Annotated in this window: 24 protein-coding genes; 16 read left to right on the top strand and 8 right to left on the bottom strand. The window is 71.6% G+C overall.

The window, feature by feature from the left end; translation table 11 throughout:
• Positions 1–133: 133 nt before the first annotated feature.
• The gene (glmM, locus tag ACFU95_RS01110; RefSeq protein ID WP_383819959.1) at positions 134–1,492 is read left to right on the top strand and encodes a phosphoglucosamine mutase; all 1,359 of its coding nucleotides are present in this window, start codon (positions 134–136) and stop codon (positions 1,490–1,492) included.
• A gap of 85 nt (positions 1,493–1,577) precedes the next feature.
• Here glmM and ACFU95_RS01105 read toward each other — a convergent pair whose 3' ends face one another.
• Positions 1,578–2,516 carry a DUF389 domain-containing protein gene (locus ACFU95_RS01105; RefSeq protein WP_383819957.1) on the bottom strand — a complete coding sequence of 313 codons (939 nt, stop codon included), beginning with the start codon at positions 2,514–2,516 and terminating at the stop codon, positions 1,578–1,580.
• A gap of 16 nt (positions 2,517–2,532) precedes the next feature.
• A complete protein-coding gene (gene coaA / locus ACFU95_RS01100; RefSeq protein WP_048584866.1) occupies positions 2,533–3,501 on the bottom strand; it encodes a type I pantothenate kinase in 969 nt (322 codons plus the stop codon).
• Positions 3,502–3,701: 200 nt separating this feature from the next.
• On the opposite strand from coaA, the gene ACFU95_RS01095 reads away from it, so the two are divergent.
• The 3 genes from ACFU95_RS01095 (at position 3,702) to glmS (ending at position 7,487) form a co-directional block, all read left to right on the top strand.
• Entirely contained in the window at positions 3,702–4,721 is a 1,020-nt protein-coding gene (locus ACFU95_RS01095) for an ATP-binding cassette domain-containing protein (protein ID WP_383819954.1), read from the top strand.
• Positions 4,718–5,533, top strand: coding sequence for an ABC transporter permease (locus ACFU95_RS01090; protein WP_370263123.1), 816 nt, complete (start codon positions 4,718–4,720; stop codon positions 5,531–5,533). Before ACFU95_RS01095 ends, ACFU95_RS01090 begins: the two co-directional genes overlap by 4 nt.
• 106 nt (positions 5,534–5,639) lie before the next feature.
• The gene (gene glmS, locus ACFU95_RS01085) at positions 5,640–7,487 is read left to right on the top strand and encodes a glutamine--fructose-6-phosphate transaminase (isomerizing) (protein ID WP_383819951.1); all 1,848 of its coding nucleotides are present in this window, start codon (positions 5,640–5,642) and stop codon (positions 7,485–7,487) included.
• 41 nt (positions 7,488–7,528) lie between these two features.
• Here glmS and ACFU95_RS01080 read toward each other — a convergent pair whose 3' ends face one another.
• From ACFU95_RS01080 to ACFU95_RS01070, 3 genes are all read right to left on the bottom strand, one after another.
• Positions 7,529–8,767: a hypothetical protein gene (locus tag ACFU95_RS01080; protein WP_383819948.1), complete on the bottom strand. Its 1,239-nt coding sequence runs from the start codon at positions 8,765–8,767 to the stop codon at positions 7,529–7,531.
• A gap of 190 nt (positions 8,768–8,957) precedes the next feature.
• Positions 8,958–10,139, bottom strand: coding sequence for an FAD-dependent monooxygenase (locus ACFU95_RS01075; protein WP_383819945.1), 1,182 nt, complete (start codon positions 10,137–10,139; stop codon positions 8,958–8,960).
• Between the two features lie 153 nt (positions 10,140–10,292).
• A complete protein-coding gene (locus ACFU95_RS01070; RefSeq protein ID WP_383819942.1) occupies positions 10,293–11,726 on the bottom strand; it encodes an NAD(P)H-hydrate dehydratase in 1,434 nt (477 codons plus the stop codon).
• Between the two features lie 158 nt (positions 11,727–11,884).
• On the opposite strand from ACFU95_RS01070, the gene ACFU95_RS01065 reads away from it, so the two are divergent.
• A complete protein-coding gene (locus tag ACFU95_RS01065) occupies positions 11,885–13,027 on the top strand; it encodes a hypothetical protein (protein ID WP_383819939.1) in 1,143 nt (380 codons plus the stop codon).
• 71 nt (positions 13,028–13,098) lie between these two features.
• Here ACFU95_RS01065 and ACFU95_RS01060 read toward each other — a convergent pair whose 3' ends face one another.
• A complete protein-coding gene (locus tag ACFU95_RS01060; protein WP_383819937.1) occupies positions 13,099–13,470 on the bottom strand; it encodes a holo-ACP synthase in 372 nt (123 codons plus the stop codon).
• A 98-nt stretch (positions 13,471–13,568) separates the two neighbouring features.
• On the opposite strand from ACFU95_RS01060, the gene ACFU95_RS01055 reads away from it, so the two are divergent.
• From ACFU95_RS01055 to ACFU95_RS01035, 5 genes are all read left to right on the top strand, one after another.
• Positions 13,569–14,456, top strand: a complete 888-nt coding sequence (locus ACFU95_RS01055; protein WP_383819934.1) for a L,D-transpeptidase family protein — start codon at positions 13,569–13,571, stop codon at positions 14,454–14,456.
• 81 nt (positions 14,457–14,537) lie between these two features.
• Positions 14,538–15,704, top strand: coding sequence for an alanine racemase (gene alr / locus ACFU95_RS01050; RefSeq protein WP_383819932.1), 1,167 nt, complete (start codon positions 14,538–14,540; stop codon positions 15,702–15,704).
• A 128-nt stretch (positions 15,705–15,832) separates the two neighbouring features.
• Positions 15,833–17,074 (top strand): alpha/beta fold hydrolase, encoded by a 1,242-nt coding sequence (locus ACFU95_RS01045; RefSeq protein ID WP_383819930.1) that lies wholly within the window; start codon positions 15,833–15,835, stop codon positions 17,072–17,074.
• Positions 17,040–17,552 (top strand): tRNA (adenosine(37)-N6)-threonylcarbamoyltransferase complex ATPase subunit type 1 TsaE, encoded by a 513-nt coding sequence (gene tsaE / locus ACFU95_RS01040; RefSeq protein WP_383819927.1) that lies wholly within the window; start codon positions 17,040–17,042, stop codon positions 17,550–17,552. Before ACFU95_RS01045 ends, tsaE begins: the two co-directional genes overlap by 35 nt.
• A 127-nt stretch (positions 17,553–17,679) precedes the next feature.
• Positions 17,680–17,853: a hypothetical protein gene (locus ACFU95_RS01035; protein WP_383819923.1), complete on the top strand. Its 174-nt coding sequence runs from the start codon at positions 17,680–17,682 to the stop codon at positions 17,851–17,853.
• A 71-nt stretch (positions 17,854–17,924) separates the two neighbouring features.
• Here the strand turns inward: ACFU95_RS01035 and ACFU95_RS01030 are convergent, their stop codons facing one another.
• Positions 17,925–18,482 carry a hypothetical protein gene (locus ACFU95_RS01030; protein WP_383820444.1) on the bottom strand — a complete coding sequence of 186 codons (558 nt, stop codon included), beginning with the start codon at positions 18,480–18,482 and terminating at the stop codon, positions 17,925–17,927.
• A gap of 112 nt (positions 18,483–18,594) precedes the next feature.
• Here ACFU95_RS01030 and tsaB point away from each other — a divergent pair, with 112 nt between their 5' ends.
• From tsaB to ACFU95_RS01010, 4 genes are all read left to right on the top strand, one after another.
• Entirely contained in the window at positions 18,595–19,251 is a 657-nt protein-coding gene (gene tsaB, locus ACFU95_RS01025) for a tRNA (adenosine(37)-N6)-threonylcarbamoyltransferase complex dimerization subunit type 1 TsaB (protein WP_383819921.1), read from the top strand.
• 68 nt (positions 19,252–19,319) lie between these two features.
• Positions 19,320–19,817 (top strand): ribosomal protein S18-alanine N-acetyltransferase, encoded by a 498-nt coding sequence (gene rimI, locus ACFU95_RS01020; protein ID WP_383820441.1) that lies wholly within the window; start codon positions 19,320–19,322, stop codon positions 19,815–19,817.
• A complete protein-coding gene (gene tsaD / locus ACFU95_RS01015; RefSeq protein ID WP_383819919.1) occupies positions 19,810–20,910 on the top strand; it encodes a tRNA (adenosine(37)-N6)-threonylcarbamoyltransferase complex transferase subunit TsaD in 1,101 nt (366 codons plus the stop codon). Before rimI ends, tsaD begins: the two co-directional genes overlap by 8 nt.
• Positions 20,907–21,167, top strand: coding sequence for a hypothetical protein (locus ACFU95_RS01010; protein WP_383819917.1), 261 nt, complete (start codon positions 20,907–20,909; stop codon positions 21,165–21,167). The genes tsaD and ACFU95_RS01010 overlap by 4 nt, the downstream gene beginning before the upstream one ends.
• Positions 21,168–21,215: 48 nt before the next feature.
• On the opposite strand, the gene ACFU95_RS01005 is transcribed toward ACFU95_RS01010, so the two are convergent.
• Entirely contained in the window at positions 21,216–23,660 is a 2,445-nt protein-coding gene (locus ACFU95_RS01005) for a glycoside hydrolase family 3 N-terminal domain-containing protein (protein WP_383819915.1), read from the bottom strand.
• Between the two features lie 155 nt (positions 23,661–23,815).
• On the opposite strand from ACFU95_RS01005, the gene ACFU95_RS01000 reads away from it, so the two are divergent.
• A complete protein-coding gene (locus tag ACFU95_RS01000) occupies positions 23,816–24,901 on the top strand; it encodes a LacI family DNA-binding transcriptional regulator (RefSeq protein ID WP_383819912.1) in 1,086 nt (361 codons plus the stop codon).
• Positions 24,902–25,000: 99 nt separating this feature from the next.
• The gene (locus ACFU95_RS00995; RefSeq protein WP_383819910.1) at positions 25,001–26,359 is read left to right on the top strand and encodes an endo-1,4-beta-xylanase; all 1,359 of its coding nucleotides are present in this window, start codon (positions 25,001–25,003) and stop codon (positions 26,357–26,359) included.
• The last annotated feature ends 73 nt before the right edge of the window (positions 26,360–26,432 follow it).

The raw sequence follows: 26,432 nt of genomic DNA, 5'->3' as shown, positions 1-26,432 counted from the left end.
TTCTCACAGGCTTGGGCGTATAACGGCACAAGGTGTTCAAAGGCTGGTGTGCTCGTGTGCCTGTGCGCTCGCGCGATCGGGCGACGGGATGATCGGACGATCTCCGGAAACTGATGCTTCCTCAGGAGGACAAGTGGGACGACTCTTCGGCACGGACGGCGTGCGCGGCGTCGCCAACGCGGATCTGACGGCCGAGATGGCGCTCGGTCTGTCCGTGGCGGCGGCGCACGTACTGGCCGAGGCGGGCACCTTCGAGGGCCACCGGCCGAAAGCGGTGGTCGGACGGGACCCGCGTGCGTCCGGGGAGTTCCTGGAGGCCGCCGTGGTGGCCGGCCTGGCGAGTGCGGGTGTCGATGTGCTGCGGGTCGGTGTGCTGCCGACGCCCGCTGTCGCGTATCTCACGGGCGCGCTCGGCGCCGACCTCGGTGTCATGCTCTCCGCCAGCCACAACGCCATGCCCGACAACGGCATCAAGTTCTTCGCCCGCGGCGGCCACAAGCTCGCGGACGAGCTGGAGGACCGTATCGAGACCGTCTACGACGAGCACCGGCACGGTGAACCGTGGGAGCGGCCGACGGGTGCGGCGGTCGGTCGGGTGCGGTCGTACGACGAAGGGTTCGAGGAGTACGTCGCCCACCTCCTCGGTGTGCTGCCCAACCGGCTGGACGGGCTGAAGATCGTCCTCGACGAGGCGCACGGCGCCGCGGCGGGTGTTTCGCCGGAGGCGTTCACCCGGGCCGGGGCCGAGGTCGTCACCATCGGCGCCGAGCCCGACGGGCTCAACATCAACGACGGCTGCGGGTCCACTCATCTGGACAAGCTGAAGGCCGCCGTCATCGAGCACGGTGCCGCTCTCGGGATCGCGCACGACGGAGACGCCGACCGCTGCCTCGCCGTGGACCACACCGGCGACGAGGTCGACGGGGATCAGATCCTGGCCGTGCTCGCGCTGGCCATGCGGGAACACTCTTCTCTGCGGGCCGGGACCGTGGTGGCGACCGTCATGTCCAACCTCGGCTTCAAGCTGGCCATGGAGCGCGAGGGGATCGCGCTGGTGCAGACCGCTGTCGGGGACCGGTACGTGCTGGAGGAGATGAAGCAGCACGACTACGCGCTCGGTGGCGAGCAGTCCGGGCATGTCATCATCCTCGATCACGCCACGACCGGTGACGGGACCCTGACCGGGTTGCTGCTGGCCGCTCGGGTCGCGGAGACCGAGCGTACGCTGCGGGACCTGGCCTCGGTGATGGAGCGGCTGCCTCAGGTGCTCATCAATGTGCCGGATGTGGACAGGTCGCGGGTGAAGACGTCGGCGGAGCTCGCGGCGGCGGTCGCGGACGCCGAGCGGGAACTCGGGTCCACGGGGCGGGTGTTGCTGCGTCCGTCCGGTACCGAGCCGTTGGTGCGGGTGATGGTCGAGGCCGCGGACATCGAGCAGGCTCGGTCTGTGGCCGGGCGGCTGGCCGATGTGGTGAAGTCGGCGCTGGGGTAGTGCGGCGGGTCGGGTAGGGGCGGGGGTTTCTGCTCGCTGCGGGCTGCCGGTTGGTTGTGGCTTGTCGCGCAGTTCCCCGCGCCCCTCAAGGGGCGCTGCCGATCCGGCGATGCTTGGTCCAGGCCCACTTCTGGACCATGAGGGTGAGCGTCCCGGCGAGGACGATGCCCAGGAGGTTCAGGAGCAGCTGGCCTGTCGAGAGCCAGGTCTGCTTGGCGTCGTCGTAGATCAGGGCCACGGCGGCGTTGGCGGCGGCCGGGACCGTCGTCACCGAGATGGCGACTCCGACCAGGGCGCCGGACTTGGCGGATGTCAGGGAGAGGGTGCCGGCGGTGCCGGCGAGGACCGCCACGACGAATGAGAACCAGTCGGGGGCGTAGATGAAGCCGGTGTTGGGCCGCTCGGCCTCCAGCTTGGCCTCGGTGAACAGGCCGACGGCGTCCATGAAGTAGCTGAAGCCCACCGTCATGGCCATCGCCACGGCGAAGCCCACCAGCAGTGCGATCAGCGAGCGCAGCGCCAGCCGCGGTGCCCGCTGGACGATCGCCGTGCAGATGCCCGCCAGCGGGCCGAACTCCGGGCCGACCGCCATCGCGCCGACGATCAGGATCGCGTTGTCGAGGACCACACCGCAGGCCGCGATCATTGTGGCGAGCGTGATGAAGGCGAGGTAGGTGACGGAGAGCGTCGACTCCTCGTGCGTCGCGTCGGCCAAGTGCTCCCACAACACCGCGTCGGCTCCCTCTCCTGGAGCCTCCGCCTCGGCCTTGTCAGCCCGCTTGGACAGCGACAGGTCGATGCTCTCGACGGCGATGGAGCCGCGCTCCTCGATGCCCAACTGCTGGAGGTGGGTGAGGAGTTCGTCGCCCGCCTCCCGTGCCACGTCGCACAGCACCAGGTCCCCCACGGGGTTGCGGGCGGCGCCGGGCACGACGGCGAGATGGGCCGTCCCTACCGTCTTCTCGATCAGGCGGACCACGTCGTCGGTCTTGTCGGACGGCGTGATCATGCGGAGGTGGAGCATGGAGGCAGCGTAGCTGTCACAGCTTGCGCAGGCTCAGTCGCTGGACCTTGTGGTCCGGACCCTTGCGGACGACCAGGGTGGCTCGGCCGCGGGTGGGGGCGATGTTCTCCACCAGGTTGGGCTTGTTGATGGTGCGCCACATCGTGCGGGCGTAGTCGAGGGCCTCCTCCTCGGACACCTGGGTGTACTTGCGGAAGTACGAGGAGGGGTTCTGGAAGGCGGTCTCGCGCAGCCGCTTGAAGCGGTTGAGGTACCAGTGCTCGATGTCCTCGGTGCGCGCGTCGACGTACACGCTGAAGTCGAAGTAGTCGGCGAGGCCGACCCGGGTGCGGCCGTCCTTGCCGGGCAGGGCGGGCTGGAGGACGTTCAGGCCCTCGACGATCAGGATGTCGGGGCGGCGGACCGTGAGCTTCTGGTCCGGGACGATGTCGTAGATCAGGTGGGAGTAGACGGGGGCCGTGACCTCGTCCTTGCCCGCCTTGATGTCGGCGACGAAGCGGGTCAGGGCGCGGCGGTCGAAGGACTCGGGGAAACCCTTCCGCGACATCAGGCCGCGGGCCTGGAGCTCCTTGGTGGGGAGCAGGAAGCCGTCCGTCGTCACCAGCTCGACGCGCGGGTGCTCGGGCCAGCGGGAGAGCAGGGCCTGGAGGAGGCGGGCCACCGTGGACTTTCCTACGGCGACCGAGCCGGCGACTCCTATGACGAACGGGGTGCCGGACTGGGAGCCCTGTTCGCCGAGGAAGGTGTTCAGGGCGCCTCTGAGGCCGTCGGTGGCGCCGACGTAGAGGTTGAGGAGGCGGGAGAGCGGGAGGTAGATGTCACGGACCTCGTCGAGGTCGATGACGTCGCCCAGGCCGCGCAGCTTCTCGACCTCCTCCGCGGTGAGCGGCAGCGGGGTCTTGTCGCGCAGCGCGCTCCACTCCGAGCGGGTGAGGTCGACGTAGGGAGTCGCCTCCGGCCTGGGCCGGTGGGCGCTCCGGGGCATCGAGGAGACCGGAGAGATCACAGTCCATTGTTACGGGAGTACGAACGGACGGTGAGGTGGGATCCATCACGCCGCGACCTTTTGGATAAACCCACAGCTTCTGCCGGAAATCTGGGCAAGGTGGGGAATGTCAGTGGCGTGCGTCACAGTTGTGGGAAGGGTGGGCCCGGCCCGGGGTCCACGAACCCCGAGGGGTGACCATGACGACGTACGCGATAGAGGCGCAGGGCCTGGTCAAGCGGTTCAAGGACACCGAGGCGCTGGCCGGGGTCGACCTGGGGGCCCGTAGAGGTTCCGTGCTCGGGCTGCTGGGGCCCAACGGTGCCGGGAAGACGACCGCGGTGCGGATCTTCGCGACGCTGCTCCGGCCCGACGGGGGCAGGGCGCGGGTCGCCGGGCACGACGTGGTCCGGGAGGCCGGGGTCGTACGCGCCATGGTCGGGCTGACCGGGCAGTACGCGGCGGTGGACGAGAACCTGACCGGCACGGAGAACCTGCTGCTCATCGGCCGGCTGCTCGGTCTGTCGCGGCGGGACGCCAGGGCTCGGGCCCGGGAGCTGCTGGAGCGCTTCCAGCTCACGGACGCGGCCGGGCGGGCCGTGAAGACCTTCTCCGGCGGCATGCGCAGGCGTCTGGACCTCGCGGCCAGCCTCGTCGGCCGGCCCAGCATCCTCTTCCTCGACGAGCCGACCACCGGCCTGGACCCGCACAGCCGAGGTGAGCTGTGGGACCTGCTGCGGGGGCTGGTCGCGGACGGTGCCACGGCCCTGCTGACCACGCAGTATCTGAACGAGGCCGATGTGCTCGCCGACGACATCGTGGTGATCGACAAGGGGCGGGTGATCGCCGAGGGCACCCCGGATCAGCTGAAGTCGCAGGTCGGAGGGCAGGTGCTGGAGCTGCGTCCGGTGCTGGGGGAGGACCTGGCGCGGGCGCATGTGCTGGTGGCGGGGGCCGCCGGACCGGAGGCCCGGATCGAGGGCGAGACGATCACCGCCCCGGTGAAGGACCCCGAGCTGATGCCGGCCGTCGTGCGCACGCTCGACCGCGAGGGGATCGCGGTCGGCGAGCTCGCCCTGCGCCGCTCCTCGCTCGACGAGGTCTTCCTGGCCCTGACCGGCCATCGCGCCGAACCCGGCGCACCCGAGGGCAACGGCGGCGCGGCCGTCCGGGACGAGGACACCGGCGCCGAGCTCCAGAAGGCGGTGATGCGGCCATGACCGCCACCGCCACGACCATCACGGCCCCGGTCACCAAGTCGGGCCGGGTGCGACCGCTCGACGGACTCCGCCAGACCTTCACGATGGCCTGGCGAAGTCTGGTCGCGGTCAAGCACAACCCGCTGGAACTGGTCGACTACAGCATCACGCCCATCATGTTCGTGTTCCTCTTCACGTATGTGCTGGGCGGGCAGATGGCCGGATCGCCCGAGGCGTACCTGAAGTACGCGCTGCCCGGGATCATCGTCCAGAACACCCTGTTCATGACGATGTACACGGCGATGGCGCTCAACACCGACCTCACCAAGGGCGTCTTCGACCGTCTGCGCAGTCTGCCGATAGCCCGCTCCGCCCCGCTCATCGGCCGCATCACCGCGGACCTCGCCAAGCACGTCTGGGCCATGCTGCTGATGATCGGCCTCGGTCTGCTGCTCGGCTTCCGGATCACCGGGGGACTTGACGGGCTGGTGCTCGGGATGCTGCTGGTGGTCGTCTTCGCCGCGGCGGTGTCGTGGAGCGCGGTGCTGATCGGGATGCTCGCGGGGGACGCGGAGAAGGTGCAGGCCTTCGCCTTCACGATCATCTTCCCGATCACCTTCACCAGCAGCGCCTTCGTCATGGTGGACACCATGCCGGGGTGGCTCCAGGCGTGGAGCGACGTCAATCCGGTGACGCATCTGTCGGACGCGTTCCGCGGGTTGCTGCTGGGCGGGGCGGTGGCGGAGCCGGTGCTGTGGTCGCTGGTGTGGGCCGCGGGCATCGCGGTGGTGTTCTACCCGGTGGCCATGCGGGCTTACCGGGCGAAGACGTGAGGGACCTCGGACGGCCGGGGATCCGCGACCAGAATTTCCGAATTCGGGCAGGCGGTGCTGTGTTCGGGGGCGAACTCGGTGAGGATCGGACCGTAGGCTGCCGCGCATGTGCGGAATCGTGGGATACGTGGGGTCGCAGTCGGCGCTGGAGATTGTCACGGCCGGGCTGAAGCGGCTGGAGTACCGGGGGTACGACTCGGCGGGGGTCGCCGTCCTGGCGGACGGGGGGCTGGCGGCCGCGAAGAAGGCGGGCAAGCTCGTCAATCTGGAGAAGGAGCTGACCGAGCGGCCGTTGCCGACCGGGAGCACGGGGATCGGGCACACACGCTGGGCCACGCACGGCGGGCCCACGGACGCCAACGCGCACCCGCATCTCGACAACGCCGGGCGCGTCGCCGTCGTGCACAACGGGATCATCGAGAACTTCGCCGCGCTGCGGGCCGAGTTGGCGGAGCGGGGGCATGAGCTGGCCTCCGAGACCGACACGGAGGTCGTCGCGCATCTGCTCGCCGAGGAGTTCTCGGCCTGTGCCGATCTCGCCGAGGCCATGCGGCTCGTGTGCCGACGGCTGGACGGGGCCTTCACGCTGGTGGCGGTGCATGCCGACGAGCCCGATGTCGTGGTCGGGGCCCGGCGGAACTCGCCGCTCGTGGTGGGCGTTGGGGAGGGTGAGGCCTTTCTCGCCTCGGACGTCGCCGCGTTCATCGCCCATACGCGGTCGGCGATCGAGCTGGGTCAGGACCAGGTCGTCGAGCTGCGGCGGGACGGGGTGACCGTCACCGGCTTCGACGGGCGGCCGGCGGACGTGCGGTCGTACCGCGTCGACTGGGACGCCGCCGCCGCGGAAAAGGGGGGCTATGACTACTTCATGCTCAAGGAGATCGCCGAGCAGCCCAAGGCTGTCGCCGATACCTTGCTGGGGCGCATCGACGCCGCCGGCTCCCTGACGCTGGACGAGGTCCGGATCAGCGCCTCCGCGCTGCGGGAGGTCGACAAGGTCGTCATCGTGGCCTGCGGTACGGCCTTCCACGCCGGGCTGATCGCCAAGTACGCCATCGAGCACTGGACCCGGATCCCGTGCGAGGTCGAGCTGGCGAGTGAGTTCCGGTACCGGGATCCGATCCTCGACCAGCAGACGCTCGTCATCGCCATCTCCCAGTCCGGCGAGACCATGGACACGCTCATGGCGCTGCGGCACGCCCGTGAGCAGGGGGCCCGCGTGCTGGCGATCTGCAACACCAACGGGTCGACCATTCCGCGTGAGTCGGACGCGGTGCTGTACACGCATGCCGGGCCCGAGGTCGCCGTCGCCTCCACGAAGGCCTTCCTCACGCAGCTCGTCGCGTGCTACCTGGTCGCGCTGTATCTGGGGCAGGTCCGCGGCACCAAGTGGGGGGACGAGATCCATGCCGTGATCCGGGACCTGGCGCACATCGGGGGCGACGTCGAGCGGGTCCTGGAGACCATGGAGCCGGTACGGGAGCTGGCGCGAAGCCTGGCCCACAAGAACACCGTGCTCTTCCTCGGGCGGCATGTGGGGTATCCGGTGGCGCTGGAGGGGGCGCTGAAGCTGAAGGAACTCGCCTATATGCATGCCGAGGGGTTCGCGGCGGGGGAGCTGAAGCACGGGCCCATCGCCCTGATCGAGGACGACCTGCCGGTGGTGGTGGTCGTGCCTTCGCCCCGGGGACGGTCCGTACTGCACGACAAGATCGTCTCCAACATCCAGGAGATCAGGGCCCGGGGTGCGCGCACGATCGTGATCGCGGAGGAGGGGGACGAGGCGGTGGTGCCGTACGCGGATCACCTGATCCGGATTCCGGCCACGCCGACGCTGCTTCAGCCGCTGGTGGCCACGGTGCCGCTCCAGGTGTTCGCGTGCGAGCTGGCCACCGCCCGGGGGAACGAGGTGGATCAGCCTCGGAACCTGGCGAAGTCGGTCACGGTGGAGTGAGCCGACTCCGCCACCTTCCCGGGCGGGTGTCGCGGCGTGAGTCAGGGCGTGGGGTCGAGAGAGAAGACGACCCTCTTGCCGTTGCTGGTGTTGACCCTCTCGTTCAGTCCCCACAGCCGTCCGGACGAGGGAGCGTAGGAGAGGTTCTGGGTCAGTGGCGGGGCCGTCGTGAGCACATGCGGTTCGGCCCCCACCTCGGCCCGGTGGATGCAGTAGTAGCCGTCGTCGTCCTTGGGGTCCGGAACCCAGCCCTTCGGACACTCGCCACTCATGTAGTAGTAGGTGCCGTCGGTCGCGACCCCCTGCATCCGGAACACGGGGCTCGAGTAGGCCGCGTCGGCGGTGGCACTGCCGACGCTCGCGCTGCCGTCCGCCTCGGGCAGAGCCGTAGCGGGATCGAGGTTCCAGCGGATGACGCGCCCGCCGCCGCCGGCATCGCGGTCGCGGTATTCACCGGAGACGAGCGCGTCCGGGGTCTTGCTGCGGTCCAGACTGAGGGAGCTCAGGCAGGGCTTGTCGCCCGTGGCGGGGGCGCACGAGCGCACGTTCGTGTTCTGGGGGACCGTCTGGTAGCGGGCCACCATGGGCAGGGCGTAGGTGTGCCAGCGGGCGGACGACACCCCGTTCACGATGCCGGTGTGCTCGCGGCTGCTGTTCATCTTCCACAGATGGCGCATGTCGTAGACCTGCAGTTCGCCGCCGTTGGCGACGAAGAGCTTGTTGCCGTACCAGACGACACCGTCGGCGTGGACGTTCGTGACCTCCGTGAAGTTGGCGCTCGCCCCCTGCCCGGTGGGCCGGACCAGCATGACGTGGCCGTACGTCACCGAAGTGCCGGTGGATTCCGCGATGCTGATCCGGGCGAACTTGTTGAGTTTGCCCTCCCCGTTGCCCCAGTACCAGGAGGCCAGATAGAGGTGGTGGCCGTCGACGGTCCCGGACGGAGACGCGTCGTGGGAACCCGTCATGCCCTGCGGGGTCCAACCTCCGCCGCTGCTCCAGCTGTTGGAGGTGTCGTCCGTCTTGTCCCAGCAGAACCCGTCGTACTTGAGCGAGCCGTCCAGGCCGGTGTTGTGGCAGAGGCTGGCCTGACCGGCGTGCTGCCTGGACTGTGCGACGCTCAAGGCGCTCACCTTGCGCACGGCGCCTGACTGGGACTCCACCCCCTGGACCGCCGCGCCGAGTTCGCGGAAGTCACGTTCCGGGTCCATGGACAGCTTGAGACCGCTGTAGGGCACCGCGGTCAGGCCGCTCGCGGCGGCGGCCGGCTGGGCTGCCACGAGTCCGGCGGCGAGGGAGGCCAGGCCGACGGCCAGGACCGCCAGCCGTCGGGCGATCGTCCGGCCGGGGGTTCGCGGAGTTAATGATGATGAACCTATGTCACGCATCCGGGGAGGGTAGCCGACAAACCGCCAGTAGTCGGCATCTTTTCCCCGCGTCGCCCGTGGACGAACAGCGCCGCCCCGGTGCTCACCGTGGTGACCGGTCGTCCAGGGCGTCCGCCCGCCACGCCGTCGCCTGGGGCATGAACCTGTGCGTCGCCGCGTAAGCCGCCATGCGGGCGTTCCGTGCCTGCGCCGCCGCCCCGTCCGGCAGGTGGAAGTCCCTGCCCGCCCGGGCCGATCCGGCCTGCATGCGCGTCGCGCCCGCCAGCCGCCGGCGGACGTAGCGGTCCAGGGCGTCGGGCACCCCGGCCGGTGTCACGCCCGCGAGGACGTCGCCCAGGACCGCCGCGTCCAGGATCGCCTGGGCCGCGCCCTGCGCCTGGAACGGGACCATCGCGTGGGCGCTGTCGCCGAGGAGGGTCACCCGGCCGATGTTCCAGCGGGTGAGCGGCGTGCGGGTGTAGATGCCGTAGCGGTACACCTGGCCCGCGCGTTCGAGGACGCTCAGCACCCGGGGGTCCCACTCGGCGAACTCGCGCAGCTGCTCACCGGGTTCGGCCCGAGCGGTCCACGACTCCTGGGCCGGCTCCCCGGTGCTGAACACGGCCACGACGTTGAGCAGTTCGCCGCGCCGTACCCAGTAGTGGACGAAGTGACGGTCCGGGCCCAGCCAGGCGGCGAGCGGAGGGAGGCCCAAGCCGGCCACTTCCCCGGCCGGGAGCAGGGCCCGGTACGCGGCCGTTCCCGAGAACACCGCCTCGTCCTTGCCGAAGAGCCACTGACGGGCCGCGGACCTGATGCCGTCCGCGGCGACCACGAGGTCCGCGGTCAGGCGCTCGCCCGTCGCCGTCATCACCTGGGCGTGCTCGTCGTCCTGGCCGATCGCGACGACCGTCGTGTCCAGGCGCAGCGACCCGGGTGACACCGCCGCGGCCAGGGCACCGTGCAGATCCGCCCGATGGACCACCAGGTACGGCGCACCGAACGCCTTCTCCGCCTCGCGGCCCAGCGCGTAGCGGCAGATCTCCGACCCGTCCGACCAGGTGCGGAAGCTCACGTGCGCGGGGTGGGCGGCCTGCGCGGCGACCGCGTCCAGCACGTCCAGGCGGCGCAGCACCCGCGTGGCGTTGGGGGCGAGCTGGATCCCGGCGCCGACCTCCGTGAAGCGCGCCGTCTGCTCGACCAGCGTCACTTCGACGCCCGCGCGGCGCAGGCTCAGTGCCGCGGCCAGCCCTCCGATGCCGGCTCCCACGACGATCGCCCTCATACGGCGCCCCTTCCCGGACGCCGGCCCGGGAAGGCGGATCGCCGTCGCCGCACCGCCCTCCAGGCCGCCCGGTACGTCTGAGCCGCGTACGTCTCAGCCCCGTACGTCTGAGCCCGGTACGTCTCGGTGCCGCACGTCTCAGTCCCGTGCCCCTCAGCCCCGTACATCCCGCCAAGCCCCCGGAATCCCCTCGGCCACGTCATGCGCCCCCACCGGCGCCCCGTCCGCCGCGAATCTCGCCGAGAGGCCATGGAGATACGCCGCCACGCTCGCAGCGTCCACCGGAGCGAGCCCCGCCGCCAGCAGCGATCCCGCCAATCCGGACAGCACGTCACCGCTCCCGGCCGTGGCCAGCCAGCCGGTTCCCGTCGGGTTGACGCGTACCGGCCCGCCGTCCGGCCCCGCCACCAGCGTCGTCGACCCCTTCAGCAACACCGTCGCCGCGTACCGCCCCGCCAACTCCCGTACCGAAGCCAGCCGAGCCCCCTCGACCTCCTCCCGGGAGACACCGAGCAGGGCCGCCGCCTCCCCGGCGTGCGGGGTCATCAGGGTCGGTGCCCCGCGGCCCCGTACCGCCCGCGCGTCCGCCAGCCGCAGCCCGTCCGCGTCGAGCAGCACCGGTACGTCCGTCGCCAGCACCTCCGCCACCGTCGCCGCGTCGTCCCCGGCGCCCGGGCCGACGACCCATGCCTGCACGCGTCCGGCCTTCCTCGGCCCCCGGTCCGACACCAGCGTCTCGGGGAACCGGGCGATCACCGCGTCCGCGGCCGGACCGACGTACCGCACGGCCCCCGCACCGCCCCGCAAGGCCCCCGCGACCGCCAGTACGGCCGCGCCCGGATACCTCGCCGAGCCCGCCGCGATGCCCACGACGCCGCGCCGGTACTTGTCCGTCTCCGCGGCCGGGAGCGGCAACAGCGCGGCCACGTCGCCGTGTTGCAGCGCCTCCAGCTCCACCGCGTCGTTCGGCAGCGCCAGACCGATGTCGACCAGGCGCACCACACCGGCGTACTCCCGCGCCGGATCGATCAGCAGGCCCGGCTTGTGGGTGCCGAAGGTGACGGTGAGGTCGGCCCGCAGCGCCGTGCCGCGCACCTCGCCCGTCTCGACGTCCACGCCGCTCGGCAGGTCCACGGCGACCACGGCCGCCCTCGACCGCGCGACCGCGTCGGCCAGCGGTGCCGCCTCGGGGCGCAGCCCGCCCTTGCCGCCGATTCCGACAATGCCGTCGACGACCAGATCCGCCCGCCCGATCAGGTCCTCGGCACCGGCGGTGTCCACCGTCCGTCCGCCCGCCCGGAGCAGTGCCGCGAGACCCCCCGGGTGCGCCCGCTCGGGCGTCAGCAGGATCGCCGTGACTCCCGCCCCGCGCCTGGCCAGTCGGGCCCCGGCGTAGAGCGCGTCGCCGCCGTTGTCGCCGCTGCCGACCAGCAGGGCGATCCGGCTGCCGTACACCCGGCCCAGCAGATCCGCGCAGGCGGCGGCGAGTCCGGCCGCCGCCCGCTGCATCAGCGTTCCGTCCGCGAGCCGTGCCATCAGCTCCCGTTCGGCCGCCCTTACCGTCTCCACGCCGTACGCAGTCCGCATGCGTTCGAGTCTCCCGTACGCGGCGAAGCCCGTCGCATCCATTGACGCTTTGCCATGCCTTTGCCAAACTCACCCGCCCCCACATGGTGAATCGATTCAGTCGAACGGATTCGATGAGATCCGGTTCGGTGGGATCGGTTCGACGAGAGGACCCCCCCATGGCACGCAGAGCCGTACTCCTCGCCGCCGGCGCCACCGCTCTCCTCACGGCCCTCGGCACTCTGACCGCCCCCACCCCCGCCGTCGCCGCCGCCTGCGGGGAAGGCTCCTTCCAGGCCGAGGCGGTCCTGAGCGGCAGTACCTGGACCGCGCGGCGCGGCGGCAGCACCGTCTACACGGGTGGTGACATGCGGGCCGCCGTCCAGGCCGCCGTGAACAGCCTGACCTCCGGGCGTACCGCCAAGGAGCGGGTGGTGGTGCGCGGGTCGGGCGCCGTGTCGGCCGGGTCGCGCGTCTCGCTGCCGAGTTACACCACGCTCGACGTCTGCGGCACCATCAACGTCACCGGCAGCGGTTCCGGCGACCAGGCGCCCGTGTACTCGCGCGGTACCCGGGACGTCGAGATCCAGCATCTGAACCTCACCGGCAGCCCGTTGTACGGGATCTTCATGCGCAACGTGCAGAACGTCGCCCTCGGCCAGATCGACATGCGGCTGTCCGCGGGGCTGGGCGTACGGATCGACAACCGCGGGGACACCAGCCAGTGGACGCGGAACGTCCGGATCGACAACGTCTACGTCTCCGGGGCCTCCAGCCACGCCGTGGAGACGTACGGCGTCGACGGCATCACCATCGGGACGGTGACCGCGCGGGGCGTCGGCGAGTCGGGGCTGCTGCTCAACCAGACCATCAACGCCACCGTCACGAAGGTCGACGCCGAGAACGCGGGCACCGGTACCGGGTACGCCGCCTTCCGCATGGCCAACCGGAACGGGCGGGTCGGGAGTTCCTACCCGACCAACATCCGGGTCGGCGAGGTCATCGCGCGCGGGGGCGGGCGCGGGGTGTTCTGCGTGTCCGAGAGCGGCGGGGCCGTCATCGACCGGGTCACCCTCTCCAACACGGGCAACAACTCGGTGCTGATCGAGAACTGCTACAACGTCAACCTGGCCGCCCAAAGCGGCACCATCACGGGCGGCGGCGAGCTGCGGCTGGCGGCACGGTCCGAGTTCCCGAACAACCGGGACATCACCGTCCAGAACCTGACCGTGACCAACTCGGCCATCAGGGAGAGCCCCTGCGGTGAGAACACGACCTTCCGGAACATCACCCGGGTGAACAGCGGTCAGTCGATCTGCTGACGCCGGCCGGACGGGTGGTGGCGGAGCCCCGGTGACGCCTCAGCGGCACCTCGGCCGGCCGTTCCCGTGGCTCAGGCCTCCGCCACCACCACCGCCGACGCCACCCCGGCGTCATGGCTCAGCGACACGTGCCAGGACCGTACGCCCAGTTCGGCCGCCCGTGCCGCGACCGTCCCGGTCACCCGCAGTCGCGGCCGGCCGCTGTCCTCGACGAAGACCTCGGCGTCCGTCCAGAGCAGGCCCGCCGGGGCGCCCAGCGCCTTCGCCAGGGCCTCCTTCGCGGCGAAGCGGGCGGCGAGCGAGGCGCTGCCCCGGCGTTCGCCGCCGGGCAGCAGCAACTCGCTCTGCAGGAACAGCCGTTCGGCCAGCCCAGGTGTGCGTTCCAGCGCCGCCTCGAACCTGTCGATCTCGGCCACGTCGATACCGACCCCGATGATGCTCATGCCGAGCACCCTACGGCTCTCTCGAAAACGCTCCCTAACGAGTGACCTCGCCGCGCGGCGCCTCCCGCGCGGCGGGTTCCGCACGCTTCCCTGTCCGCATGATCAGCGGACGTATCGCAAGCCGGAGCATCGCCTTGTTGCTCGCCGGCGCCGCCGTGCTGCCCGTCGGCAGCGCCTCGGCCGACCCCGAACCCCCGGCTTCCGGACCGCAGGCCGAACTCGTACCCGGTGTCCCCCTGAGCACCCTCCCGCTCTGGGCCACCGACACGCCCGACCAGGCGCTGCCGCCGAAGGTGTACAAGCCCAGCGCCGAGGAGGACGCCGTCGAGCCGCCGGAGGCGGAGGACGAGACGAACGAACTCGTGGAGTACGTCGACCCCTGGGACGTCCTCGACGAGCCGAAGTGCAGCGAGCAGACGGGTCCCCATCAGCGGCAGGTCGAGCAGAGGCTGAAGCGGGAGGCGGACGGGAAGCAGTCGGTCGACGACTGCCGGGCCATCCGCGCCTTCCAGACCAAGCACAAGATCAAACCCGCCATCGGCTTCGCGGGGCCTGTGACTTGGGCCACCATGCAGCTCGTCGCCGCCGGGAAGAACCCCAACGCGGCCGGGAAGTGCCCGGTGCGGGCGTACCGGATCGCCTGTGTCGACCTCGACCGGCAGCTGGCCTGGGTGCAGCAGGGCAAGAAGGTCGTGTACGGGCCCGTGCACATCCGCAGCGGACGCAAGGGATACGGCACGCGGACCGGCTGGCACCGCGTCTACTGGCGGCACAAGAACCACGTGTCGTCGCTCTACAACAGCCCCATGCCCTACTCCCAGTTCTTCAGCGGCGGCCAGGCCTTCCACGGCGTCTACGCCAACCTCTTCACCCCCGTCGGCTCCATGGGCTGCGTCAACATGCGCCTGGAAGAAGCCAGGAAGCTGTGGGGCGTGCTCAGGAACAACGACCGGGTGTACGTGTGGGGGCACCGGTCGGAGCCGTGAGGCGTAAGGCGTAAGGCTTGCAGGGCACGGGGGTCCCGGCTCTGCGGCGTTGTCGGTGCCCTCTGAGACACTGGGGGCGCCATGACAGAAACAGCAGCCCTGCGGACCGCACCCCTGCGGGCCCGCGCCGAGATCGATCTGGCCGCCCTGCGGGCCAACGTACGGACCCTGCGCGCCCACGCGCCGGGCGCGGCCCTGATGGCCGTCGTGAAGTCGGACGCGTACGGCCACGGGGCGGTGCGGTGTGCCCGCGCGGCCGTCGAAGGGGGCGCCGGCTGGCTGGGTACGGCCACGCCCGAGGAGGCCCTCGTGCTGCGCGCCGCCGGGCTGGACGGCGTGCGCATCATGTGCTGGCTGTGGACGCCGGGCGGGCCCTGGCGGGAGGCCATCGAGGCCGACCTGGACGTCTCGCTCAGCGGGATGTGGGCCCTGCGGGAGGTCACCGAGGCCGCCCGGCGGGCCGGCGCCCCCGCGCGCGTGCAGCTCAAGGCCGACACGGGGCTGGGGCGCAACGGCTGCCAGCCGGGTGACGACTGGGCCGAGCTGGTGCGGCAGGCCCTGCGGGCCGAGGCCGACGGACTGGTCCGGATCACCGGGCTCTGGTCGCACCTGGCCTGCGCCGACGAGCCCGGGCACCCGTCCATCGCCGCCCAGCTCTCCCGCTTCCGCGAGATGGTCGGGTACGCCGAGGCCCAGGGCGTGCGGCCCGAGGTGCGGCACATCGCCAACTCGCCCGCCACGCTCACCGTCCCGGACAGCCACTTCGACCTGGTGCGCACCGGAATCGCGACCTACGGCATCTCGCCCAGCCCCGAGCTGGGCAGCTCCGCCGACTTCGGGCTGCGGCCCGTGATGACCCTCTCGGCGTCCCTCGCCCTGGTGAAACACGTCCCGGGCGGCCACGGCGTCAGCTACGGCCATCACTACGTCACCCCGGGCGAGACCACCCTCGGCCTCGTCCCCCTCGGCTACGCCGACGGCATCCCGCGGCACGCCTCCGGTGCCGGGCCCGTCCTGGTCGGCGGCAAGTGGCGGACGGTCGCGGGGCGGATCGCGATGGACCAGTTCGTCGTCGACCTGGGCGGGGACGAGCCCGAGGCGGGGGCGGAGGCGGTGCTGTTCGGGCCCGGCGACCGCGGTGAACCCACCGCCGAGGACTGGGCGCAGGCCGCGGGGACCATCGCGTACGAAATCGTCACCCGGATCGGAACGCGCGTTCCACGCGTCTACAGGGATGCGGCTGTGTGATGTCGGCTGTGTGATGCGGCCATGTGATGACCATGTGATGTGTCCACGTGATGGTGGTCCTAGGAAAGCTTCCATGGGCATGCGTTCATGTGTATGAGGAACGAGACGGGTAACCAGAGGAGCGGTACGTGAGCGAGAGCAGTGCGGAGGCCGTCGCGGCCGTCGCCTCCGCCACGGGGGCGGCCGCGAACTGGCGCAGGGCGACCGGCTTCGCCGGTGCGGCGATAGGCGTGATCGCGGCCGGCGCCGCCGCCGGCGTCGCCATAGAGCGCATGACGGTGGGCCGGGGCATGCGGCAGAAGGCCCGCCTCGCCCTCGACTCGGCGGGGCCGTACGGCTCGCTGCGCGGCATGCCCGGCAAGGCTTACTCCGACGACGGCACCGAGCTGTACTACGAGGTCGACGACGTCGACCCCGAGGCGGCTCCCGCCCTCACCCCGCGCCGTCGGCGGCTCTTCGGGCGCAAGGCGCCCGCCCCCGTCACGGTCGTCTTCAGCCACGGCTACTGCCTCAGCCAGGACTCCTGGCACTTCCAGCGCGCCGCGCTGCGGGGCGTCGTGCGCACCGTGCACTGGGACCAGCGCAGCCACGGCCGGTCCGGGCGCGGCGTCGCCCAGACGGAGGAGGGCAAGCACGTCGACATCGAGCAGCTCGGGCGCGACCTGAAGGCCGTCATCGACGCGGCCGCGCCCGAGGGGCCGCTCGTGCTGGTCGGGCACTCCATGGGCGGGATGACCATCATGGCGCTGGCCGACCAGTATCCGGAGCTGATCCTCGACCGGGTCGTCGCCACCGCCTTCGTCGGTACGTCGTCCGGGAAGCTGGGCGAGGTCAACTTCGGGCTGCCCGTCGCGGGAGTGAACGCGGTGCGGCGGGTGCTGCCGGGGGTGCTCAGGGCGCTGGGGCAGCGGGCCGAGCTGGTGGAGAAGGGGCGCCGGGCCACCGCCGACCTGTTCGCCGGGATCATCAAGCGGTACTCGTTCTCGTCCCGGGACGTCGACCCGGCCGTCGCCCGGTTCGCCGAGCGGATGATCGAGGGGACGCCGATCGACGTGGTCGCGGAGTTCTACCCGGCCTTCGCCGACCACGACAAGACCGAGGCGCTCGCCCACTTCACGGACATGCCGGTGCTCGTCCTGGCCGGCGTCGGTGACCTCGTCACGCCCAGCGAGCACAGCGAGGCGGTGGCCGATCTGCTGCCGGACGCCGAGCTGGTGCTCGTGCCGGACGCCGGGCACCTGGTGATGCTGGAACACCCGGAGGTCGTCACCGACCGTCTGGCCGACCTGCTCACCCGCGCGGGTGCCGTGCCCGCAGGGGCTACCGTAAGTGGCTATGGAAGCACCAGCAGCACCGCACAACGCGGGTGACCTAGAGCTCACCGTCACTTCTCCCGACCAGATGCGGGAACTGGGCCGCCGGCTCGCCAAGCTGCTGCGCGCCGGCGACCTCGTGATGCTCAGCGGGGAGCTCGGCGCGGGCAAGACGACGCTGACCCGGGGGCTCGGCGAGGGGCTGGGAGTCAGAGGCGCGGTCACGTCCCCGACCTTCGTGATCGCCCGCGTGCACCCCTCCCTCGGCGACGGGCCGCCGCTCGTCCATGTCGATGCGTACCGGCTGTCCGGCGGCCTCGACGAGATGGAGGATCTCGACCTCGACGTCTCGCTGCCGGATTCGGTGATCGTCGTGGAGTGGGGCGAGGGCAAGGTCGAGGAGCTGACCGAGGAACGGCTCCAGCTCGTGATCCACCGGGCCGTCGGCGACACCACCGACGAGGTGCGGCATGTGACGGTGACCGGGCTGGGGGAGCGGTGGGCGGCCGTGGATCTGAGCGTGCTCTCCGCCTGAGCCGGATGAACATTCCGACAAGGCGTCGGCAAGATATTGCGTTCGTGGTCTTGTGCGTGGTCACATGGTATCCAGTCCGTAGTTAGGTGTGCCTAACCACGTCCGCCCCCGGCCCCAGGAGGCGTCCATGTCGGCTTCGGAGAACAAGGTCCAGCAGCGGCCCCAGGTGGTCGCCGGGGTGTCGATGCGTGATCTGCTGGCGGCGGGTGCGGCGGCGAAGGCGATCTCGACGCCACCGCGGGTGCCCGAGCCCGAGGCGACTCGGCCGACTACCGGTCAGGGGCACCGCGAAGCCGCCTAGCTCCGCCGTGCCGTGCGGCGGCGGGCGTCCGCGGGTGCGTTGTGGCTGGTCGCGCCCCCAGGGCTTGGCCGCTAGTGGATCACCACTACCGTGCGGCCGATCGTCGCGAAGTCCCACATGGCGTTGCCGTCCTCGCGGGATTCGCGGATGCCGCCCGTCTTGACCGTCGGGTTGTTGGGCAGGGGGGCCGAGCCGTCGGCGAGCGCGCTGAAGCCGACGGTGGTGTCCTCGATGGTGGCGAAGCGGACGACGTGTTCGACGGGCAGGCCGTCGGTGCCGGTGACCGCGTTGGAGCGGGACGTGACGGTGTAGGCGCCCGGCGGCGGGTCGACCGTTCCGGGGGTGACGCGGAACGTGCGCTTGACCTTCTCGCCGCCGCCGACCAGCCACACCCGGTCGTCGTCCGTGGAGTACACGACCCGTTGCCCCGCACCGGATCCGGTGGGCAGCGCGCCGGGGGCATTGCTGTCGCGGGGCGCCTTGGACGTACTCACCTCGGGTGAGCGGACGGCGTGCGGCTTGCGCAGGTCCGCCGGGACATTCGCCGATGCCTGGTAGGTGAGGAAGCCGACGGTCGCGAGGGCCGCCACGGTGAGCCCCGCCACGATTGTGGAACTGCTGCCTGCCACCGTCACCACCTCGGCGTTCGTGTCGTACGTCGTGATCAAGCCGACCGTAGCAGTCGTCAAGCGGCCGATCGGGGCGGCGCTTCTGGGGGCGCGGGCGCCGTAGGCTGTTTGCGTGCTCTTGCTCGCTCTGGATACCGCCACCCCCGCCGTCACCGTCGCGCTGCACGACGGTACGGACGTCATCGCCTCCTCGAGCCAGGTGGACGCGCGCCGGCACGGCGAGCTGCTGCTGCCGGCCGTCGACCGGGTCCTCGCCGAGGCCGGACTCGAACTCGACGCCGTCACCGGCATCGTCGTGGGCATCGGCCCCGGCCCGTACACCGGGCTGCGCGTCGGTCTGATGACCGCCGACACCTTCGGTCTCGCCCTCGGTGTCCCCGTGCACGGTGTGTGCACGCTCGACGGTCTGGCGTACGCCGCCGACATCGAGAAGGGCCCCTTCGTCGTCGCGACCGACGCCCGGCGCAAGGAGGTCTACTGGGCGCGCTACGCCGACTCCCGCACCCGTCTGAGCGACCCGGCCGTGGACCGGCCCGCCGACATCGCGGACCAGGTCGCCGGGCTGCCCGCGGTCGGCGCGGGCGCGCTGCTGTACCCCGAGACCTTCCCCAGCGCCCACGAGCCCGAGCACGTGTCGGCGGCGGCCCTCGCGGCGCTGGCCGCCGAGAGGCTCACGGCGGGCGAGGACCTTCCCGCCCCCAGACCGCTGTACCTGCGCCGGCCCGACGCCCAGGTCCCCAAGAACTACAAGGTGGTCACCCCCAAGTGACAGGACAGCCGACCGGACCGGAGACGGGGCCGAAGACCGGGCCGCCCGTGATTCCTGTGCTGCGCGAGATGCGCTGGTGGGACATCGACGCCGTGCTGGGGCTGGAGAAGGACCTCTTCCCCGAGGACGCCTGGTCCCGGGGGATGTTCTGGTCCGAGCTGGCCCACGCGCGCGGGCCCGGGGCGACACGGCACTACGTCGTCGCCGAGGACGGTGACCGGATGGTCGGGTACGCCGGCCTCGCCTCCTCCGGCGACCTGGCCGACGTCCAGACCATCGCCGTCGCCCGTGACCAGTGGGGGACGGGCCTCGGCGGCCGTCTCCTCACCGAACTGCTGCGGGCCGCCACCGCGTTCGAATGCGCCGAAGTGATGCTGGAGTGCCGCGTGGACAACGTCCGCGCGCAGAAGCTGTACGAGCGCTTCGGCTTCGAGGCCATCGGCTTCCGGCGCGGCTACTACCAGCCGGGGAACGTCGACGCCCTGGTGATGCGACTGAACACGAAATCAAGCGGCGGCTCCGCCGCGGGTTCACCTTCCGTACAAGGAACCGAGATCAATGGCTGACTCACGCGACGAGCCGCTCGTCCTGGGCATCGAGACCTCCTGCGACGAGACCGGCGTCGGCATCGTCCGGGGCACCACCCTGCTCGCCGACGCCATCGCCTCCAGCGTCGACGAGCACGCCCGCTTCGGCGGCGTGGTGCCGGAGGTCGCCTCCCGGGCACACCTGGAGGCGATGGTCCCGACGATCGACCGTGCGCTGAAGGAGGCCGGGGTGAGCGCCCGTGACCTGGACGGCATCGCGGTGACCGCCGGCCCGGGGCTGGCGGGCGCGCTGCTGGTGGGCGTCTCGGCGGCGAAGGCGTACGCCTACGCGCTGGGCAAGCCGCTCTACGGCGTCAACCACCTCGCCTCCCACATCTGCGTGGACCAGCTGGAGCACGGGCCGCTGCCGGAGCCGACGATGGCGCTGCTGGTGTCCGGCGGGCACAGCTCTCTGCTGCTGTCGTCGGACATCACCTCCGACGTCCGCCCGATGGGCGCGACCATCGACGACGCGGCCGGCGAGGCCTTCGACAAGATCGCCCGGGTGCTGAACCTGGGCTTCCCGGGCGGCCCGGTCATCGACCGGTACGCGCGCGAGGGCGACCCGCGGGCGATCGCGTTCCCGCGCGGTCTGACCGGGCCGCGCGACCCGGCCTACGACTTCTCCTTCTCCGGCCTGAAGACGGCGGTCGCCCGCTGGATCGAGGCCAAGCGGGCGGCGGGCGAGGAGGTTCCGGTGCGGGACGTCTCCGCCTCCTTCCAGGAGGCGGTCGTGGACGTGCTGACCCGCAAGGCCGTCCGCGCCTGCAAGGACGAGGGCGTCGACCACCTGATGATCGGCGGCGGCGTGGCCGCGAACTCCCGGCTGCGGGCCCTGGCCCAGGAGCGCTGCGAGGCGGCCGGCATCCGGCTGCGGGTGCCCCGGCCGAAGCTGTGCACGGACAACGGGGCGATGGTGGCGGCGCTGGGCGCGGAGATGGTGACGCGGGGCCGGCCCGCGTCGAGCTGGGACCTGTCGGCGGACTCCTCGCTGCCGGTGACGGATCCCCATGTGCCGGGGCACGACCACGATCACGTCCACGAGGTCAGCAAGGAGAACCTCTACTCGTGACCGTCGCGTTGATGTGGGAGGCGCGGGCCGTGGCCGGCCGGGGCGAGGAGCTGCTGGCCTGGACACGTGAGCAGGAGCTGGCCGAGCGGCCCCTGCGCCGGGAGACCTTCAGCGCCCCGCAGGACCGCGTCCTCGTCATCACCTGGTGGGACGCGGCCTACGACGCCGTACTCCCCGAACTCCCCGAACCGGGCGGGGAGTTGGTCACGCGGGCGGTGCATCGATGGCGGTTCGAGTCGGTGTCGACGGCGGACTGACCGGGGCCGGAGCCCCGTAAGCCGCTGTCGGTCCGTGGTGTGAACGCGTCAGGAGGCCCGTCCGGCCTCCACCCCGCACCACAGCCGTCGCTCCGTCCCCAGCACCCGCACCGGCCCCGTCAGCGCCAGCCGCGCCGTATGCCGTACGTCCGCACTCGACGCCGCCAGCCGCAACTCCAGTGCGCCCGGTTCGACCACTCTGCGCCCGGAGCGGTCCGTGAACGACGACAGGTCCGCGTGGAAGCGGAACCTCATGCGGCTCGCCTCACCAGGCGCCAACTCCACCCGCTGATAGCCGATCAGCCGCACGTCCGGCCGTGTCACCGACGCCACGGGGTCGTGCAGATACAGCTGGACCACCTCCGCGCCCGCGCGGTCGCCCGTGTTGCGGACGGTCAGCGACACGTCGTACGACCCGTCCGTGCCGATCTCCGTCGGATCCTCGCCGCCCGTGAAGTCCCCCCAGGCGAACGACGCGTACGACCCCCCGTGCCCGAACGCGTACAACGGCGTCGGATCCAGGTTGCTGACCTCCCCCGCCAGCCCCAACGGCGGCTGGAGGTACGTCCACGGCTGGCCGCCCGGCACCCGGGGCACGCTCACCGGCAGCCGCCCCGACGGGTTGACGCGGCCCGACAGCACCCCCGCCACCGCCGGGCCCCCCTCCTCGCCCGGGAAGAACGCCTGGACGACCGCCGCCAGCCGCCCGTGCCAGCGGCCCAGCGCGTACGGGCGGCCGGTGAGCAGGACCAGGACGACCGGGACGCCCGTGGCCACCAGGGCGTCCAGCAGCTCGCCCTGGGCGCCCGGCAGCCGGAGGTCCGTCACGTCGCAGCCCTCGCCCGACGTGCCCCGTCCGAACAGGCCCGCCCGGTCGCCCAGCACCGCCAGGCACACGTCCGCCTCCGAGGCCCGGGCCACCGCCTCCGCGAAGCCCGCCGTCTCCGGGTCGGAGACGCCGCAGCCCTCCGCGAACGTCACCTTGGCGTCGGGGAGTTCGGCGCGCAACGCTTCCAGGACCGTCGGGATCTCGATGCCCATCGGGACCTCGGGGTGGTGCGTGAGGACGTGCGACGGGAAGGAGTAGCAGCCGAGCATGGCCAGGGCGTCGGCCGCGCGCGGGCCGACGACCGCGATCCGGGCGTCCGGCGGGAGCGGCAGCACCCCGTCCGGGTTGTCCAGCAGGACCACCGACTCCTCGGCCACGCGGCGGGCCAGGGTCCGGTTCGCGGGGGAGTCCAGGTCGATGCGTGTCGTCGTCGCCGGCTCCGGGGTCCAGTCCTCGTCCAGGAGTCCGAGCTCGCACTTCTGGAGCAGGACCCGGCGGGCCGCGCGGTCGACCAGTTCCTCCGGGATCTCCTCCGCCCGGACGGCTTCCACCAGCGGCTTTCCGTAGCACTTCAGGGTGGGGAGTTCCACGTCGATACCGGCCGCCAGCGCCGTGTGCGCCGCCTCGGCCGGGCTGCCCGCCACGCGGTGCAGGGTCTCCAGGAAGCCGATGCCGAAGTAGTCGGCGACCACCGTCCCCGTGAAGCCCCACCGCTCGCGCAGGAGTTCCGTCAGCAGGCCCGGGTCCGCCGACGCCGGCACGCCGTCCGTCTCGTTGTACGCCGCCATCACCGAGCGCGCCCCGCCCTCGCGCAGCGCCATCTCGAACGGCGGCAGGGTGACGTCCGCGAACTCGCGGACGCCCGCGCGCACGGGCGCGAGGTTGCGGGCGCCCGCCGAGGACGCGTACCCGGCGAAGTGCTTGAGCGTCGCGATGACACCGGCCGACTCCAGGCCCCGGACGTACGCCGCGCCGATGGTGCCGACCAGGTACGGGTCCTCGCCGACGGTCTCCTCGACCCGGCCCCAGCGCGGGTCGCGTACGACGTCCAGGACGGGGGCCAGACCCTGGTGGACGCCCACCGAGCGCAGGTCCTCGCCGATGCGGTGGGCCATCTCCTCGACGAGCGGGGGGTCGAAGGTGGCCCCCCACGCCAGCGGGACCGGGTAGGCCGTCGCCCGCCAGGCCGTGAAGCCCGCCAGGCACTCCTCGTGGGCCACCGCCGGGATGCCGAAGCGGCCCGCCCCGGCGATCCGGCGCTGGGGGGGGGGCAGTGGCTTTGCGTCCCGCGCCGGGTCCACGGGGGAGGTGCCGAAAGAGAGGGTGGGCTGGGCGAGGCCGAGGGTGGTCCCCTCGGCCCCCTCGTCGTCAGAGCCCGGTACGCGGCCCGGTCCCCGCCCCCCCACCACCGGGTCCACGGGGGCGGTGCCGAAGGAGCGGGTGAGCTGGCCGAGGCCGAGGGTGATCAGCTCGGCCCATTCGTCGTCGGAGCGGTCGGCGGTCATGTCGTGCTGGTGCGGGGCGACACCGTCGCCGTCCGTGGCCGCGCCGACCCACACGCCGTACAGCTGGGCGGTCTTCTCCTCCAGGGTCATCCGGGAGAGGAGGTCGTCGACGCGGGCGGCGGCGGGCAGGGCGGGGTCGCGCCAGGGGGCGGTGGTCATGAAACTCCTGTCCGGGCGATGGCTGGAAACTCCTGTCGGGGCGGTGACGGGACGGCCCACTCGCGAATGTTTCGTTGTTCACCTCGAATGTTCCGGGAACCTAGGTGCGGTGAGAAGGGTTCGTCAAGAGGTCGTGCAGGGATACGATCGCCGCCATGACTGCCCGTGAGCCCGCTGAATCCCGGACGACAACACGTGAAACCCGGACGACATCCCCGTCGGCCGGGCGTTCGACGCAGACCGCGACGCTCGCCGAGATCGCCCGCGAGGCAGGCGTGTCCGCGCCGACTGTTTCGAAGGTCCTCAACGGACGCGCCGACGTCGCCCCGGCCACCCGCACCCGTGTCGAGGAGCTGCTGCGCGCCCACGGCTACCGCCGCCGACGCGCCGAGGCCAGCCGGTCGCCCCTGATCGACCTGGTCTTCCACGAGCTGGAGAGCGCGTGGGCGATGGAGGTCATCCGGGGCGTGGAGAACGTCGCCCGGGACGCCGGGCTGAGCGTCGTGCTGAGCGAGAGCGCCGGGCGGCTCACCCCCGGCCGGACCTGGGCCGACCAGGTCGCGGCCCGGCGTCCGCACGGCGTGATCCTCGTGCTGTCCGGACTCGACGAGTCCCAGCGTGCCCTGCTGACCAGCCGGTCGATCCCGTTCGTGGTGATGGACCCGGCGGGCGACCCCGGCGCCGATGTGCCGTCCATCGGTGCGACCAACTGGCAGGGCGGGCTGGCCGCCACCCGGCATCTGGTCGAGCTCGGGCACCGCAGGATCGGCGCGATCACCGGGCCGTCCCGGATGATGTGCAGCCGCGCCCGCATCGACGGCTACCGCGCCGCCCTGGAGACCGCCGGACTCCCGGTCGAGCAGGACCTGATCCGGCCCGGCGACTTCCACCACGAGACCGGCTACCGCCAGGGCCTGGAACTGCTGCGCCGCCCGGACCGGCCGACCGCCGTCTTCGCCGGCAACGACCTCCAGGCGCTCGGGCTGTACGAGGCCGCGCGCGAGCTGGGACTGCGGATTCCGGAGGACCTCAGCGTGGTCGGCTTCGACGACCTGCCGATCGCGCGCTGGGTGGGGCCGCCGCTGACGACCGTACGGCAGCCGCTGACGGAGATGGCCGAGGCGGCGGCGAAGCTGGTCCTCGACCTCGCCCGGGAGGAGGGGACGCCGGCGGCCACGCGGGTGGAGCTGGCCACGAGCCTGGTGGTGCGCAGCAGTACGGGGGCGCCTCCGGCGGTTTAGCAGGGGAGGCGTGTTGCTGTATTGACGGGTGTTCCGCGGCGCCCCACACTGCACCGAAGCCAATCGGTTGTTCAGCCGAAACTTTCGGAGGCATCCGCAATGAGATCTCTGAGAACAGGCTTATCCCTCGGGTCATTCCTCACCGGCGTCGCGACGATCGGGGCCCTTCTGCTCACGGCGCCCGCGGCGCACGCCGCCGACACTCCCTTGCGCGACCTCGCCGCCGCCAAGGGCAAGGTCATGGGCACCGCCGTCACCGGCTCCAAGCTCACCGGCACCTACGGCGACATAGCGGGCCGCGAGTTCAGCGCCCTGACCCCCGGCAACGCCATGAAGTGGGGCTCGGTCGAGCCGACCCGGGGCAGCTTCAACTGGGCCGAGGCCGACCAGATCGTGGCCTTCGCCGAGGCGCACGGCCAGCAGGTGCGCGGCCACACGCTGGTCTGGCACAGCCAGAACCCGAGCTGGCTGACGAACGGCAGCTGGACGCCGGCCGAGCTGGGCCAGTTGATGAACGACCACATCGCCACCGAAGTGGGCCGCTACAAGGGCCGGCTGGCGACCTGGGACGTGGTGAACGAGCCGTTCAACGAGGACGGCACCTATCGCCAGACCCTCTGGTACAACGGCCTCGGCGCCGACTACATCGCCCAGGCCCTGACCGCGGCCCGCGCCGCCGACCCGAGCGCCAGGCTCTACATCAACGACTACAACGTCGAGGGCGTCAACGCCAAGAGCACCGCCCTGTACAACCTGGTCAAGTCGCTGAAGGAACGGGGCGTCCCGATCGACGGCGTGGGGCTCCAGGCTCATCTGATCCTCGGCCAGGTGCCGTCCAGCATGCAGCAGAACATCCAGCGGTTCGCCGATCTCGGTGTCGACGTGGCGATCACCGAGCTGGACATCCGTATGCAACTGCCCTCCGACAGCGCCAAGCTGACGCAGCAGGCCGCCGACTACAAGGCGGTCATGAACGCCTGCCTCGCGGTGTCCCGCTGCGTCGGCGTCACCGTCTGGGGCTTCACCGACTCCGACTCCTGGATCCCGAGCACCTTCCCCGGGCAGGGCGCGGCGACGCCGTACGACGAGAACTACGCGCCGAAACCGGCCTACCACGCGATCGCCGAGTCGCTGGGCGGCGGCACGACGACACCGCCTCCCACGGACGCGTGCACGGCGACCTACAGCGTCACCAGCCAGTGGAACACCGGCTTCACCGGGCAGGTCAGGATCGCCTGCTCGGGGGCGGCGCTGTCGTCCTGGAAGGTGGGCTGGACGTACGGCGCGGGGCAGCAGGTCACGCAGGCCTGGAACGCGACCTGCGCGCAGTCGGGGGCGGCGGTCACCTGTTCCAACGCCTCGTACAACGCGACGGTTCCCGACGGCGGTTCGGTGACCTTCGGGTTCAACGGGTCGTGGAGCGGGAGCAATCCGGTGCCGGTGGTGACGCTGGGGTGAGTCAGGCGCCGGGAAGTCTGAGAATTTCCGAAGAAAAGCCGCTCTGCCGTCCCTGCCCGTAATAATTCGGACG

Origin of the sequence: Streptomyces sp. NPDC057623, from assembly GCF_042800355.1 — a bacterium.
Taxonomy (GTDB): domain Bacteria; phylum Actinomycetota; class Actinomycetes; order Streptomycetales; family Streptomycetaceae; genus Streptomyces.
This window is presented reverse-complemented; position numbering and strand designations above follow the sequence as displayed.